The organism is Flavivirga algicola, assembly GCF_012910715.1.
Taxonomy (GTDB): domain Bacteria; phylum Bacteroidota; class Bacteroidia; order Flavobacteriales; family Flavobacteriaceae; genus Flavivirga; species Flavivirga algicola.
Map to the genome: position 1 here is coordinate 361,621 of NZ_JABBHF010000003.1, position 15,869 is coordinate 377,489.

Annotated in this window: 13 protein-coding genes; 6 read left to right on the forward strand and 7 right to left on the reverse strand. The window is 32.6% G+C overall.

Annotated elements, in window-relative coordinates:
- Positions 1 to 301: 301 nt before the first annotated feature.
- From HHX25_RS06960 to HHX25_RS06970, 3 genes are all read right to left on the reverse strand, one after another.
- Complete coding sequence (locus tag HHX25_RS06960) at positions 302 to 2,836, reverse strand: TonB-dependent receptor (protein ID WP_169671552.1); 2,535 nt, start codon at positions 2,834 to 2,836, stop codon at positions 302 to 304.
- A gap of 267 nt (positions 2,837 to 3,103) precedes the next feature.
- On the reverse strand, positions 3,104 to 3,403 hold the full coding sequence (locus HHX25_RS06965; protein WP_169671554.1) for a type II toxin-antitoxin system RelE/ParE family toxin: 300 nt from the start codon (positions 3,401 to 3,403) through the stop codon (positions 3,104 to 3,106).
- A complete protein-coding gene (locus HHX25_RS06970; RefSeq protein ID WP_205958007.1) occupies positions 3,396 to 3,647 on the reverse strand; it encodes a type II toxin-antitoxin system ParD family antitoxin in 252 nt (83 codons plus the stop codon). Before HHX25_RS06970 ends, HHX25_RS06965 begins: the two co-directional genes overlap by 8 nt.
- Before the next feature lie 420 nt (positions 3,648 to 4,067).
- Here HHX25_RS06970 and HHX25_RS06975 point away from each other — a divergent pair, with 420 nt between their 5' ends.
- The 3 genes from HHX25_RS06975 to HHX25_RS06985 all read left to right on the forward strand — a co-directional run bounded on the left by HHX25_RS06975 (position 4,068) and on the right by HHX25_RS06985 (position 6,487).
- Positions 4,068 to 4,535, forward strand: a complete 468-nt coding sequence (locus HHX25_RS06975) for a MarR family winged helix-turn-helix transcriptional regulator (RefSeq protein ID WP_169671556.1) — start codon at positions 4,068 to 4,070, stop codon at positions 4,533 to 4,535.
- A gap of 51 nt (positions 4,536 to 4,586) precedes the next feature.
- Complete coding sequence (locus HHX25_RS06980; protein WP_169671557.1) at positions 4,587 to 5,219, forward strand: hypothetical protein; 633 nt, start codon at positions 4,587 to 4,589, stop codon at positions 5,217 to 5,219.
- Positions 5,220 to 5,281: 62 nt separating this feature from the next.
- Complete coding sequence (locus HHX25_RS06985; RefSeq protein ID WP_240964308.1) at positions 5,282 to 6,487, forward strand: multidrug effflux MFS transporter; 1,206 nt, start codon at positions 5,282 to 5,284, stop codon at positions 6,485 to 6,487.
- Positions 6,488 to 6,512: 25 nt separating this feature from the next.
- Here the strand turns inward: HHX25_RS06985 and HHX25_RS06990 are convergent, their stop codons facing one another.
- The 3 genes from HHX25_RS06990 to HHX25_RS07000 form a co-directional block, all read right to left on the reverse strand.
- Positions 6,513 to 6,812 carry a hypothetical protein gene (locus tag HHX25_RS06990; RefSeq protein WP_169671560.1) on the reverse strand — a complete coding sequence of 100 codons (300 nt, stop codon included), beginning with the start codon at positions 6,810 to 6,812 and terminating at the stop codon, positions 6,513 to 6,515.
- A gap of 188 nt (positions 6,813 to 7,000) precedes the next feature.
- Positions 7,001 to 7,534, reverse strand: coding sequence for a Crp/Fnr family transcriptional regulator (locus tag HHX25_RS06995; RefSeq protein WP_240964309.1), 534 nt, complete (start codon positions 7,532 to 7,534; stop codon positions 7,001 to 7,003).
- Positions 7,535 to 7,901: 367 nt separating this feature from the next.
- Positions 7,902 to 9,365: a PKD domain-containing protein gene (locus tag HHX25_RS07000; protein ID WP_169671562.1), complete on the reverse strand. Its 1,464-nt coding sequence runs from the start codon at positions 9,363 to 9,365 to the stop codon at positions 7,902 to 7,904.
- Between the two features lie 516 nt (positions 9,366 to 9,881).
- Between HHX25_RS07000 and HHX25_RS07005 the strand changes: the two genes are divergently transcribed.
- A complete protein-coding gene (locus HHX25_RS07005; RefSeq protein WP_169671564.1) occupies positions 9,882 to 11,933 on the forward strand; it encodes a transketolase family protein in 2,052 nt (683 codons plus the stop codon).
- Between the two features lie 31 nt (positions 11,934 to 11,964).
- Positions 11,965 to 12,621, forward strand: coding sequence for a fructose-6-phosphate aldolase (gene fsa, locus HHX25_RS07010; protein ID WP_169671566.1), 657 nt, complete (start codon positions 11,965 to 11,967; stop codon positions 12,619 to 12,621).
- A gap of 85 nt (positions 12,622 to 12,706) precedes the next feature.
- On the opposite strand, the gene HHX25_RS07015 is transcribed toward fsa, so the two are convergent.
- The gene (locus tag HHX25_RS07015) at positions 12,707 to 13,126 is read right to left on the reverse strand and encodes a hypothetical protein (protein ID WP_169671568.1); all 420 of its coding nucleotides are present in this window, start codon (positions 13,124 to 13,126) and stop codon (positions 12,707 to 12,709) included.
- 364 nt (positions 13,127 to 13,490) lie between these two features.
- Between HHX25_RS07015 and HHX25_RS07020 the strand changes: the two genes are divergently transcribed.
- Positions 13,491 to 15,863: a GAF domain-containing protein gene (locus HHX25_RS07020; protein WP_169671570.1), complete on the forward strand. Its 2,373-nt coding sequence runs from the start codon at positions 13,491 to 13,493 to the stop codon at positions 15,861 to 15,863.
- The last annotated feature ends 6 nt before the right edge of the window (positions 15,864 to 15,869 follow it).

Sequence of the window (15,869 nt, forward strand, 5' to 3'; positions counted from 1 at the left end):
TTAAAATAGAAGATAAAAGCCAAAACAGAATACCAGAAGTTAAACCAAAAGTTAGAATGGTGATAACACAGGCCATGATATAAAAACATAACCCTGCAATTTTTGATGAAAAGCGATTGTTTTGTATCCCCTTTTCAATATTCAAATTTGAACTTAATACTACCGCCTTGGAGGTGTTGTACAGTATAAAACTTCCTAAAAAAATGAATAAAATACTACTTGTTATCATCTTGTATTTTTAAAAGCTAAGCAACCCTAGGTTTGTTTATGTTTCCTAGAGTTGCTTGTTAACTAAACTAACTCAAAATTTATAAATCACATTTCCTAAAAATGCTCTAGGTTGTTGTGGTATTATGGTGCTCCATCCTTTGTAATAAACTTCGTCTGTGAAATTGTTTGCCTTTATTCCAACTCTAAATGTTGAGGTTTCGTAATAAACAGATGCATTAAAAATGGTATAACTAGGTAACTCAAATTGCCCCGACACACCATTGTTCATAGTATTGTATTTAGAAGCTCCATTAAGACCTACTCCTAAGCCTATATTTTTTAAAAAGCCATTTTCTTGAAATTGATAATCTACCCAAGCTGTATACACATTTTCTGGACCAGATTCAATATTCCGCCTTCCTAAAAGTTCTTGTGAAATGGTTTTGGTAATTTTGCTGTCGTTATAAGAATAGCCTATTCTTAGGTTTAGCCCATCAACTGGATTTGCATTGACTTCAAACTCTATACCTTGGCTAACTATTTTGTCTATATTAATACTGGTTTGACCATTTACTGGGTCGTTGGCCCTCATATCTTCCACCGAAATATTGTAATAACTCACGCCCAAATTTAATCTGTTATTAAAAAGATTATTTTTAAATCCAAATTCATATTGTGTGGCTTTGGTTGGGGGTAAAGTTTCAACAATGGTTTGTCCAGAATTAAGGTCTACAGATATTCTAGGATCATTATTTATAAAACCAGTTTGATAATTACCAAATACAGAGATTATGTTAAGTATGGGCTGGTAAACAATTCCAAGTTTTGGAGCAAAAGAGGTTTTTGTATAGTCATCATCTTTGGTAGATTTATCCCCGTTTTGGTTAAAGTAGTCTAAACGGAGCCCTATCATCGCGGATAATGATGGTGTGAAGTTAATAACATTAGAAGCGTAGAAGGCAAAAGTTTGAGATTTTGTCTCTATATTGTTTGCAGGAAGGTTTGCAAAAATAGGATTAAAGACAGACTGGCTATGTGGGTATTCTGTTTCTACAACATCTGGTGTAAGTGGACTGTCTATTAAAGCACCATTGGGTAAAAAGAATCCATTTAGAAGAGGAAAACCAGTACTGGGATCATTTTCTTTGTTTCTATTATAGGATGTGTTTTTTACATAATCAAGGCCTAATACAAGTCTGTTTCTTATTTTTCCTAATTTAAAATCCCCAGTAAAGTTTTGTTGTAGATTTAAACTTTCAATACCGCTATCCTGTTCTAAAACCAATCTAGTGAGGATGTCTTCTTGTAATAACCCTTCAAAAAAAAGATTGCTTCCAACTATTAAAGGGTAAGTAGGGTCACTGGGGTCTGGTAATGGTCTTAAAAAGAATTTACCAGCACCTTCCAATAAATAGGAATAGTAGCCTTCACTTTCGTAACTACCACTTGAAAAAGCCGTTTGCGATGTCCATTGATCTGATAATTTATAATCTGCTATAAAACGTGTATTTAAAACAGGGTTTTCAAGATAGATATTATTATTTGTAAAAGATGCTTCGGGATTTACACCAAACTCTTTTGGAGAAGTACCATTAAGTGGATAACCTCTTCTTAAAAATATCATACTGGGGTTAGTTTGTTTTGTTTTAGAATATTCTATACCTAAGGATATGTTAAGTCTGTTATTTACTCTATAAGAAAGAGATGGTGCAATAAAGAATGTTTTTATGAATCCAGCATCTTGAAAACTTCCTTGATTTAGGTATGAACTATTTATTCTAAAATAAGGCCCGTTTTTACCGCCCAAAGGTGTGTTAAAGTCTACCGAAATTCGATGAGAATCGAAAGACCCCATTATATAGGAAACACTTCCACCAAAACCTTCAAAAGGCTTCTTGGTAACCACATTTATGAGGCCTCCCAACGAATTAGCCGTACTGCCAAACAATGTGGCCGACGGTCCTTTAAGCACTTCTATTCTTTCAATATAAGAGGGATCTACCGAACTAAAAACAGAACCAGGTACACCATCAATAAGGCTAGGTTGTACAGGGAAACCTCTTAAAGAATAATAGCCTGTACCGTCTATTGATCGCCCTGTTGCTTGCCACAGTGTACTTAAACCTGTTGCATTTTTTATGGCTTCATCAAAGTTTATGGTTATTTGCGACTCTAATAATTCTGAAGTAACCGTACTATAAATTTGTGAATTTTCTAAATCCTTAAGTGGTAATTTTGAAACATAGGCTGTCTTTTTACGAGAAAATTTATTCTTTCGGTTGCTATTAACTATAACTTCAGAAAGAAGTTCGTTTCCTTCGTATAATACAACGGTTCCTAGAGATTTATATTCGTTATTTGATATGGTAAAGTTAATTTCTCTTGTTTTAAAACCTATGTAGGAAAAAACAAGTGTATAATTGCCGTTTACAATATTTGTAATTTCAAAGGTTCCATAGTCATTGGATTGAACACCTTGAGTGGAATTTTTAACTAAAACATTAACCCCTGATAGTGGCATTTGTGTATTGTTTACAATAATACCTTTTACATTTCCTGTTTGTGCATAAGAAAAGGAAAATAGTAAAGACGTTATGATGCTTATCCCTGTAAAAATATTTTTCATTCAATAAGGTTTGGCGCTTATAGATTCGTTATTTTTATTTAGAACAAATAAAAATAATATGCTTGCGCAAATCTATTAAGAATGATTATAAATAAATCGTTTTTTTTACTTTTTTTTTTATGAAAATATTTTTCAGGGCTGAAAATCAGTTGATTAATATGCAGGAAAAGTTCAATAAGATTAACTAGCTGTCTACTAACGTGTCGAATATGAAACGTGGTGTACTGAAAGCCACCATGATTTCATATTCATTGTTGGGTGTAGTTTTTATTCGGTCATTCTGTTTTTCAGGTCCATTCGCTCATGAAGTATTCTTATAACTTCAATTCTATTAATTGAAATTATTTCATAGAATATAATATGCTTTCCAGATTTAAACCCGAGAAGATTTTTATTTATTCCGTCATATTCCTTTCCGACATTAGGATTTTCTCCAATACCATTACAGGCAATTTTTATTGTTGCGTAATATTTGTCAGCTTGTTTTTCCGACCATTTTTCAAAAGTATAATCCCAAATATTGTTTAAATCATTTATGGCTTTTTGTCTTAAAATAACTTTAGCCATTTTTTCTTTTTTCAGATTTTAATCTTTTTAAATTTTCGTCAAAGTCAAAATCTTCAACTAGAGGACTATTTAAACCCTCTTGTATTGCATTTCGTAAAGCAATTACTTTACTTTCTTCATTTTCTAAAAGTCGAAGTCCAGCCCTGATAACTTCACTTACATTTTTATACCGTCCCGCTGAAACCTGACTTTGTACAAATTGATCAAAATAATTTCCAAGTGATATAGATGTATTTTTCATCATTTATAATTTTATATTCAAATATACCAAAAATTGGTAAATTGATCAAATTGCATTATTTAGTTTGAATTACACCCAAATTTAATATATCTCTACCATTGTCATCCTGGTCGTTTTGGTCAAAAGCTTCATAATGCAAACCTAATAAAATCCTAAACTTGCTGTAGCTTATTGAATTTTGTAAATAGATACCTTTATAACTGTTTTAAGGCAGAATTCGAAGCAATTTGGACAAAATTAAGTTTAAGTCACTAATATTTGAGTAAATGCGTCAATTATTAAATGATGAGTTTTTAATTACATTATTTAAAGTGTTTAAGCTATTTTTCTTGGTCTCTTTACTAATTTAATTTCTGTTTTATTGATTACTTTATTGTAAGAGGTTAAAATTATTTTTATAAATTTGTTAAAACAAATATTGTTTTGGATAAGCATATGGAACTAAGCAAAATTGTAGATATAGAACAAATAAAAAAAGATATAACGCCTAGAGAAAAGGTGGTTGCCAATATTCAAGTAAGAGGTAATCGTTTTTTTTCGTTATTTGCTAAGCACTTGAAACCGTATGGTATTAGTGAAGTACAATTTAATGTGCTAAAAATGTTGAATACAAAACACCCAAAACCGTTATCTGCAGGAGAAATTTCGAAACTTTTAATAAGTCAGGCATCCGATGTTACAAGAATTATAGATAGGATGTTGAAAAAAGGCTTAGTAAACAGGGAAGTACCACAAGAAAACAGACGAATGATTTTAATCTCTTTAACAAAAGAGGGCTTGAAGAAAGTTGAGGAAACAAAAAATGTGGTGAATGACATTGTAAGTGCCACCCATGTATGGTCTGACCAAGAAGTAGATATTTTAAACAAGCTATTGGATAAGCTAGAATAAAAAAATTTTACCCAATATTTGTTAAAACAAATATTGTTAAAACATTAATTTATGAAAAAAATTAAAAAGTATATCATATTAATTACAGCATTTGTTTGTTGGAGCAAATTAATGGCCCAACAACCTCCATTGCCTGTGGAAATCTTTGGAGGACACAGGGCACTATCGTATCAGCATGTTATAAACAAAAAAATATTTGAGAAACGGTTTGGTTTTTTTAATATCACCACCTTTGATGCAGAATATAAAGAAGATCCCAGAAATGTATACCTCATTTCAAGTATGTTTTCTTATAATATAGGCAAGGGTTTCTCCGCTGGCCTAGGAGGTGAAATACAAAGACCAGGTGCTTTTGTATATGTAGGGGCACAATATGCTTATACCACACAACAATTGTTATTCGTTTTATTTCCTTCTATGAATCTTAATGGGTATAAGCAATACTCTCAGTTTGCTTTATTAGAATACCGTCCTAAGCTTAATGAAAATTACAGAGGCTATTTTAAAATGCAATTTCTTGTTACTACAGATTTTCATAATTACGATAGAGGGTATCAACAATTTAGGTTGGGCTTACAACGAGAGAATATCCAGTTTGGATTGGCAACTAACTTTGACCAGTTTAATTCCAATGCCATTACAACTAACAATTTCGGTTTCTTTGTAAGAACATTATTTTTTTAACTACTAGCATTTAATAATTAAAAATGAAGGAAACGATGTGTCGTCTTATTAAAAAAACAAAGATGTCAGAATTTGAATTTATTGCTTTAATGGCCTTTTTAATGGCTAATGTTGCATTAGCTATAGATGCCATTCTACCTGGTCTTACAAATATAGGGGTGTCATTAAATGTTGCAGAGGGTTCAGATATACAGGGTGTTATAACGATGATTTTTTTAGGTATTGGAGTTGGTGAATTAATTTTTGGAACACTTTCGGATAGTTTTGGACGAAAACCAATGGTATATTTAGGTGTCGGTTTATTTGTAATAGCAAGTATTATCAGTGCCACAGCAACAAGTATAGAAACAATGCTTTTCGGAAGAGTTTTACAGGGAATTGGGCTATCGGCACCAAGAACAGTTAGTATGGCTATAATAAGAGATTCTTACCAAGGCAATCAAATGGCCAGAATCATGTCTTTTATTTCAGCAATATTTATCTTAGTTCCTATGGTAGCTCCAATGATTGGACAATTAATTTTAAACACACTTAATTGGCAAGCTATTTTTTATTTTCAGATACTTTTTATACTGATAACAATATTTTGGTTTAAGTACAGACAAGAAGAAACGTTGATTAAAGAGAAACGAACAAGATTATCAAGAAAGCTATTTACTAATGGATTTAAAGAATTCGTAAAGCATAAGCAAACATTAATTTATACAATAATGGCGGGTCTTATGGAAGGTATTTTTATTCTTTATTTGAGTACTTCCAAACAAATTTTTCAAGATCAATACCATCTTATAAAAGAGTTTCCTTATGTGTTTGCGGCATTGTCCTTTGTTTTTGGGATTTCTACATTTTTAAACGGGCGTTTCGTTGTAAAGTATGGAATGCATAATTTGGTCACCATATCTTTATACTTGTTTTCTCTTACATCATTGATCTATTTATTCGCTTTTTATAATTCAGAAAATCCAAGTATTACCATATTGATGTTATTTCTCTTTTTTCAGTTTTTGTTCCTAGGATTTATTTTCGGAAACCTAAGTGCATTAGCTATGCAGCCTATAGGCCATATCGCTGGTATTGGTGCTGCGATTTTTAGCTTCGTCTCCATGGCTTTAGGAGTGTTTATTGCAAATCTTATAGGCGAATTTATATTGACCACTGTACATCCCTTGTTTTATGCTTTTTTTGCAACAGGTTTAGTAGCTTTGATATTATTAAATATTATAATTTTTGGGAAACAAAAATTGGAGAAATTTCAGTTGTTAGATTAAAATAATTGATTAAGCAGGTTATTAGTTAAAAGTCATAAACACCTATGGCTTCATAATTCTTCATTTCAAAACTTGTTGAATCCAGTAGTTTTGCAAATTTAACGGCATCTTCATCTTGCATGAATGTTTTTTGTACATTTTCTACATCCTCTTGACTCCTCCATAAAAAAATATCCATATATCCCACTTCGGTTTTAACTAAATGTCTGCGAATAAGCCCTGGGCAACGCATACAATAGGTTTTGTTAAATTCTAGTGAAGCTTTGTTGAATTCATCTTCGGTTATTCCGTCTTTGAGCTTAAATTTGGTGATTTCAATAATCATATTCATGTTTTTTATGTTCATTATAGGAAAGAGATACCAAGCATGACTGTTACCGCTAGTAAAAATATCTTTCGTATGTTACTAAGCATCTTTTAACAAAAACGATTGCTATTTTTTCATATCATTTTATGGCCCAAACCTAAGCATAGTTTTTGGAGCGAAACAATAAGATAGTTTAAGAAAAATATTTATTTACCTGATAGCTTTTTTCGTACCATACTCAAAAACTCGGGAGTAACACCTATGTAGGAGGCTATTTGCACGTTGGAGATGCGATTGGATAGATTGGGATATCTTTTTAAAAAATACAGATACCGTTCTTGCGTTGTCGAACTAATAGTTTGAAGTACCCTTTTTTGCTGTTCAATAAATGAGTTTTCAATAATAATGCGAATATTTCTATCAAATAAGGAGGAATGATCAAATAAATGAAAGACATCATTTTTTTTGATTTGTAAAAGGAGTGATGGTTCTAAGGTCTCAATGTTTAAGTCGCTAGACTCATTATTGTAAAAGCTTCCATAGTCGGATATCCAATTATTCTCCACAGCAAATTGAAGGTTGTGCTGGCTTCCTTTTGTGTCAACTTTATACATTTTCAAGCAGCCTTTAACAACAAAAGTAAAATGGTTGCACACTTCACCTTGTTCTAATATAAAAGCTCTCCGTTTCAATTTTTTTTTCAATAATTCGATCGTTAAGAATGCCGATAGCGAGATCATCTAAAGGCCAATAATTTGAAAAGTATTCAACAACGGGAGCAGCGGTCATTTTTTATAATTAAGTCGTGGGAAAGTGTATGTTTAATATTATTGTATAAATATAAATAATCACGAAATATATTTGTTTGTTTTTTGAAACCCTTTATGAGAAAACGATTTTGTGAAAGTTTCTTGTCAACAAGAATTTTGTGATTAAAACCAAATCCTATTTCTTTTGTTAACGCTTTTAGCCAAGCTTCACTGTTTTGTCTTATTTATAGATTATAACTTTGAGGGATAAAATAATTGGAGTAAAATAATGGAGACTGAATTATAAGTTGTAAATCAAATAATTCAGCCTCCGTTAGCTTTAATAAAATGTTAAAAATTATAATCCAGGGGCCTCTGGTATAATTTGTTCTGCATCTGTAAAATATGGTCCATCCCACGAAGCTGGTAATTGATGTACACTGTTACTCAATTTAAGCTTGTATTCTTCAATACTAGTGTTGCCTCTTTCTGTAAGTCTGGCACCGCCTAAAATAACTTCAACGTTATATTGAGAAGCGAAGTTGTTATTCTCTACAATAACATCATGAACGCCTTGTACTTTATTACCATTTTCGGCACAAACCGTCATTGCCCATCCATTAGGTTGAGGTTCACCATTGCCCATTGTGTTATTAGCTACTACAACCCATCTAGTCGCACTAGATAGACTGTTTTTCACTAATCTTTCATTTTCATTTTCTAAGATGCCTTCTGCATGTATTTTAATATTGTGTTTAGTGCGAGCTGCTCTGTATAGTAAATTATGAGCAATAAAAGCTTTTACTAAATATGCAGTTCTAATATTATGTTCTCTAGGGTCAGACATTTCAACTCCTAATATATTAAGTCCTCTAGATAATACCCATGCTCCAACACCTCTGGATTCATAAATAAAGATGTTTTCTGGCCATATTAAATCATCATTTCCTTTTTCTACTACCCAATGTTTAACAGAGCTTCCAATACTAATACCGCCATTAGAACCTCTAATAACATAAACATCTTCCGATGAGTTAGGAATAGTAACGCGTTCCGAGTTTAAATCTGATATAACCACTCCCTTTGACCAATTTGAAGGAGCCGTTCCACGGTCTACGTTGACTTGTTTAACAATGGGATCTGCACCAGAACCAATTTTTCCAACCTGTATATTTTCATTTTTATATATACGAATATCTCCAAACGAAGAAAAATCTTGCCCAGCCATTAGTAAGTAACGTTTTCCAGATTCCCATTGCGGCCAGCTTGTTTGGTTCGTTAATAATTGAGCTCCAGATGGTGCTCCACTCGTATTGCCAGTCTTACTTATTACCACAGTTTTCTCACCGCTGAAAACTGTATCTGGATCGGTAACAACAATAATAACAGATTCGTCATCAAAATTACCCGCACTATCCTGGGCTCTTACCCGAACTGTATATGTTCCAGGCGTTTCGAATACGTGTGCAGCAATTGGACCTCCAATCTGAGAGTTTTTAGATTTACCACTGTGCTTCCATGTACCACTAGTAGGGTCATCAAACGTGAAATGATAGCCCAATTCTCGATAAGTATCCAGGTCATCATTTTCATGAGTCGTTCCAATAGCATCAAATTGTACGGCTAATGGAGCAGGGCCACTAAGTCTACTGGCTTTCAATGTTGTTGAAATATTGGTGTTTTCTGTTGGTGGTGGATCCTCTCCTGGGGTGTTTCCGTCAGGGTCTTCCATTACGGGGTCATCAGTAACGCATCCTACAAGGCATACAATAAATAGGAATACAGTAAATTTTGCTGTTTTTTTAATTGTTTTAAATTTCATCTTAATTGTAGATTTGGGTTTAATTTGTTTTAACATATTTTGTTAAAACAAATTTAAAGATAAGAATTTTTTATATTTATTCAAATAATTCTTCATATATACGATACAAATACCATAAATAGATTTTTTGTAGGTTTAGGTGTTTGATATCAAATAGTTTATTTGGTTTTTCTGTCCTTTTTTCTATCCGTTTTTTCTGAAAAAGGTAAATATTTTAGACATTGAAGATTGTATATGAGCACGGTTTTAGACTTTGCTATATTTGTAGGTTTTTAGATTTAATATGACTAGGATTGGTGCTTTCTTTTTCTTTATTCTGTACTATTTGCATTCATTAATTTAAAGGAAAGTATTTATTTAACAAATATGTTAATAGTTGTTATTAAATTATTTGATTTTAGTAATACCTAACAGGTTAAAGGTTATATATTTGCAAAAAATATTTTTTAGATGAAAATCTATTAAATAAAATATAGTATTAATAGTAAGGTATTAAACATAAATCCTAATTTTAAAATGAATAAAAAAATTGATCAGCAGGCAGCAGATAATATTAGAGCATTAGCTGTAGCTATGGTAGAAAAAGCGAATTCAGGACACCCTGGTGGCCCTATGGGAGGTGCAGACTTTATGCATATCTTATATTCTGAGTTCTTCAATTACGATCCATCAGATATGGCATGGCCGTTTAGAGATCGATTTTTTATGGATGCTGGGCACTTATCTACTTTAATGTATGCGCAGTACTACCTTTTAGGAAATTATGAGAAAAAAGATGTTGAAAACTTCAGGCAATGGGGGTCTATAACACCTGGTCATCCAGAAGTTGATGTGGCCAGAGGTATAGAGAATACATCAGGTCCATTAGGACAAGGACATACGATGGGAGTTGGGGCAGCCATTGCGGCTAAGTTTTTAGAAGCAAGATTTGGAGATTGGATCAACCACAAAATTTATGGTTTTATTTCAGATGGTGGTATTCAGGAGGAGATTTCACAAGGTGCAGGTAGAATTGCTGGTCATTTAGGGTTAAGTAATTTTATCATGTTCTTCGATTCTAACGATATTCAGTTATCTACATCAACAGACGAGGTGACTACTGAAGATACAGCTATGAAATATGAAGCTTGGGGTTGGAAAGTTGTTACTATCGATGGACATAACCATGACGAGATAAGAAAAGCATTAACAGATGCCAATAACGAAACTGAAAAACCAACACTTATAATTGGTAAAACTATTATGGGTAAAGGTTGTGTGGCAGCCGATGGTAGTATGTTTGAAGGATACTGTGAGTTACACGGGCAACCTATTGGTAATACAGGAGCAGATTATACAAAAACCTTATTGAATTTAGGTGCTAACCCAGAAGCTCCTTTTGATAAATATGAAGATGTTAGTGCTTTCTACGAAACACTCGTAAAAGAAAAGACGGTAAAGGCAGCTAAGAAGAAAGCAGAAATTGAGGTATGGAGAAAGGAAAACGAAACACTTTCAAATAAATTAGACTTCTTCTTATCGGGAGAACTACCCGAATTAGATTTTGAATCTGTAGAACACAAAGCTGGTATAGCAACAAGAGCGGCGTCGTCTAATGTACTTGGGTATTTGGCCGAGCATGTAGAAAATATGATTGTGTCATCTGCAGATTTATCCAATAGTGATAAAACAGATGGTTTCTTAAAGAAAACATCGGCACTTCAAAAGGGTGATTTTAGCGGTTCGTTCTTACAGGCAGGTGTTGCCGAGTTAACCATGGCTTGTATTGCTAACGGACTTGCACTTCACGGTGGTATTATTCCAGTAGTAGCAACATTCTTTGTGTTTTCAGATTATATGAAACCAGCCATTCGTTTAAGCGGTATTCAAGAATTACCAGTTAAATATGTTTGGACGCACGACGCGTTCCGTGTTGGAGAAGATGGTCCTACACATCAACCGATTGAGCAAGAAGCACAAATAAGATTATTAGAAAAACTTAAAAACCATAGTGGTAAAAATAGTTTCTTGGCATTACGTCCAGCAGATTCAGCTGAAACAGCAGTTGCATGGAAAATGGCTTTAGAAAATACTAATACACCTTCTGGTTTAATATTATCCAGACAAGGCATTAAAGATGTTCCAGCTCAAGGTGAGTCAAGATATCAAGAAGCTTTAGCAGCAGAAAAAGGAGGTTACTTAGTAAAAGAAGTTGAGAATCCAGATGCCGTGTTAATCGCTAACGGGTCTGAAGTGTCAACTTTGGTCGAAGCAGCAAAATTACTTGAAGAAAGAGAGAATATTAAAGTAAATATAGCTTCAATAATCTCAGAAGGTGTGTTTAGACTTCAATCTAAAGAGTATCAAGATAGTGTGATTCCAAAGAACAAACCTTTATACGGTTTAACTGCTGGTTTACCAGTAAACTTAGAAGGGCTTGTTGGTGAAAACGGTAAGGTTTTCGGAGTAGATCATTTTGGATATTCAGCACCTGCAGGTGTTTTAGATGAAAAGTTTGGCTTTACAGGAGAAAAAGTATGCCAAAATGTAATTGAATATTTAAATGAAGCATCTGTGGCTAAAATTTAATCATATAAATAAAACAAAAAAATACAAGTAGATGAAATTTTTTATAGATACAGCTAACCTAAATGATATTGCAGAAGCTCAAGCTTTAGGTGTTTTAGATGGTGTGACGACCAATCCATCATTAATGGCAAAAGAAGGTATTACGGGTGCTGAAAATATTTTAGCACACTACCAAAAAATTTGTGATTTAGTTGATGGTGATGTTAGTGCAGAAGTGATATCTACCGATTTTGAAGGGATGGTATCTGAAGGAGAGAAATTAGCAGCTTTACATCCGCAAATCGTTGTGAAATTACCATTAATAGCAGATGGTATTAAAGCCTGTAAATATTTTTCAGATAAAGGGATAAGAACCAATGTTACCTTGGTTTTTTCTGCAGGACAAGCATTGTTAGCTGCAAAAGCGGGAGCGACTTATGTATCGCCATTTATTGGTAGATTGGATGACATTTCTACCGATGGTTTGAATTTGATTGCAGAAATCAGACAAATTTATGATAACTATGCTTTCGATACTCAAATTTTAGCGGCTTCAGTACGTCATACCATGCACGTAATAGATTGCGCTAAATTGGGATCTGATGTTATGACAGGACCATTGTCGTCAATTAAAGGATTACTTAAGCACCCTTTAACAGATATTGGTTTAGCTAAATTTTTAGAAGATTATAAAAAAGGAAATCAGTAGTTTCCTTTAATTACTCCATAAATAAAAAGTGTCTCAAATACTTATTTGAGACACTTTTTATTTGAATTAGTCTGAGTCGATATTATTATTCTATAGCAAATTTACCATAAACTAAACTTGCCAAAACACCCATTATAGCGAAATGGACTATGTAAATTAGAGCGTTGGCAAGGGTGCCAGATAAATCTAAAAGGTTAGATGTGGAATGATCGATAAGTCCGCTGCCTAAACCTATTAAAATGCCTATCCATATACCAAATTGAATACCGTGAGAGAAACCATGTGTACCCCGTGCCCATTTCGAATATAAGGTGGAAAATGCAAAACCAACGACTAAGCAGCCAATAGCCAGCATAGCCATATCTGGCATTTCTTTCATAAGGCCAGAAGTAACCGTATGATTGGCTAACATGGGGTCTCCTATAATTCCCCAAAGTAGCCAGCCACCTAGAAATCCCCATATGGCAGTAATAATTGTCGAAATTAAATTTGTTTTTGTGAACATAATATTATTTTTAATTAGTTAGTATGTAATTAAATATAATAAAAATTATTAAATTCTTATTTTTTATATAAAAAAATTGTTAAAAATTCAAATTATAAGATTTTAGAGGCGTGGTTTAAAGATTTCTTTTTTAGAGAGGCACTGTTGTAAAAACAGGAACTATAATCAATTTTAATAAGTCGAAATTTATTTGTTTAGCAAAAGACTAAAGGTTTTTTAATTAGAGTTTGTTAGGTAGAAATTAAAAGAATATAAAAATGTAAAATTTAACATTTAAACTTGTAACATTTCTAGTGTTATCAAGTCTAGTTTATATCGACTAACCCAATAATTTGTAAATTTGTATTCTAAGAAATCAAATATTATGGATATTAACGATAATATTGAATCTCCTTTAAATTTAAAAGTGAGCTTTAATTTGCTGCTCAAGCATTATGAAACTTTGGCAAAAAGTGATGATGAATTTGTCGCGGCCAGAGCAAAACGTATTTTAGATACAGCTCAAGCCTACCCAGAATTAAAAGAAGGTTTTAGTGATTTTTCGATATTGAAAGAAAGAGCAAAAGAAATAGCGATTATTCTTGAAGATTCGTTTAGTCCAGTGCTTACTAAGAATGAAATAAAAACGGCATCCGTTCCTTTTCACAATTTAATTTTTAATTCGTCAGAACGATTTAAAAGTATTATTAAAACTGCTGGTGATGATTTTGAGCTTCAAATAAAAAATATGCCGAAGGATGACACATACATTATTGCATGTACTATCATTTTGAACTTCTGTTATGGCCATAATTTAAATTTTAAAAGACCATTTTATTACGAAATACCAGATGCTAATGGTATACTTCGCTATTATAAAATATTGTATAATGCAGATTTTTGTGAAATCGTTCCAACTAAAGCAGCTAAAAAGATTACACAGGAAGATTACGATGAATTACTAGATAATTTTGAAAATATAGATCTTTGGAAAGAGAAATTTCCACCAAACAGCTATATATTCAGAGGGTTTGTCATATCAAATATTTTTGATGTTACAGACGACCAATCTATATCCAATATCAAGTCTAATCTTATAGGTGAAGACAAGAGAAATGATGAAGGTTTTATGGAAGACTTTCATGAAATCTTTAGATCCCTTTTAGGGATAAATGATCTAAAAGTTGGTTTTTCAATCTTTAACGATGAAGAGCAAACATTTGAGCGCGTTTATGGTGTTGGAATAGACAGTTTTTTAATTAATAATTTAGAAAGTGTTTGCTGCGAAGGTGCTTTATGTAGTTGGTCTTACGATAGGTTGCTAAATGAAAATAAATACTTTTCCATTTCAGATGTGGAAAAGGCGTATAAACAATCTAAAGGGAAAGCGCCACATATTGCTGTATTGCACGAACAAGGTATTAAAAGTGCCATTTTTGCACCCATAGCTAACGATAAAGGTTTGATGGGTATATTAGAAATAGTATCAAGTAAACCTCAGGTTCTTAATAGTATAAATGCCAATAAGTTAATTGATGTTATGCCATTTATTATATCGGCAGTTGAAAGATCAAAAAGCGAAGAGGAAAATTTAATAGAAGCGATTATTCAAAAAGAATGTACCTCTATTCATCCAAGTGTGCATTGGCGATTTGAAAAAGAAGCGAAGAATTTTATTAAATCTGAAATGAATGGTGAGCAGGCTATTTTTAAAAAGATAGCTTTTGAAAATATTTATCCACTTTACGGACAGATTGATATTAAAGGATCATCAGAGGCTAGAAATAAAGCAACTCAACAAGATTTAACCCTTCAATTAAATGCTGTTAAAAACATATTTGAAAGCGCTTCAGAAATAGAGAGACTGCCTATTTATGAGCAGTTTATATATCAAGCCAATAATTATTTAAACGATTTAGGAGCTCATTTTCAAGTAGATAGTGAGCAGCAAATCTCTGAGTTCTTTACACAGGATATAGAGCCCGTTCTTAAGCATTTGTATACCATAGATGAGCTAAAAGAACTAATTGATGCTTATTTTGGTAGTATTGATGATAAGGTAAATGTACTTTATAGACATAGAAAAGACTACGATGATACCATTGCATTGATTAATAAAGAAATGGCATCCCTTTTAGATGCAAAACAAGTAGAGGCACAACAAATGTATCCGCATTATTTTGAGCGTTTTAAAACAGATGGTGTTGAACATAATATGTATGTTGGTGAATCTATTACTAGAGAAGATAGCTTTAATCTTATCTATTTGTATAATTTACGTTTGTGGCAACTTCAGGTTATGTGTGAAATGGAAAACTCGTATTATCAAATGCAACCAGATTTTCCTGTATCATTAGATGTTGCATCAATGATATTGGTTTTCAATCAGCCATTATCCATAAGTTTTAGAATGGATGAAAAGCAGTTTGATGTTGACGGTACTTACAATGCGCGTTACGAAATCGTGAAGAAACGTGTAGATAAAGCTTATATAAAGGGCACTACAGAACGTGTTACCCAAAAAGGAAAAATTAGTATCGTATATTCGCAAAAACAAGATGAAAGGGAGTATTTAAGATATATTAAATTTTTGCAATCCAGACATTATTTAGATACAGATGTTGAAATAGTTGAGCTTCAAGATTTACAAGCTGTTACAGGGCTAAAAGCCATTCGGGTAAGTGTGTTGTATCATAAAGATGAAAATGATAAAGCATTTTACACATACGATGATTTAATGAAGGAAATTAGAGCTTAACTTTCA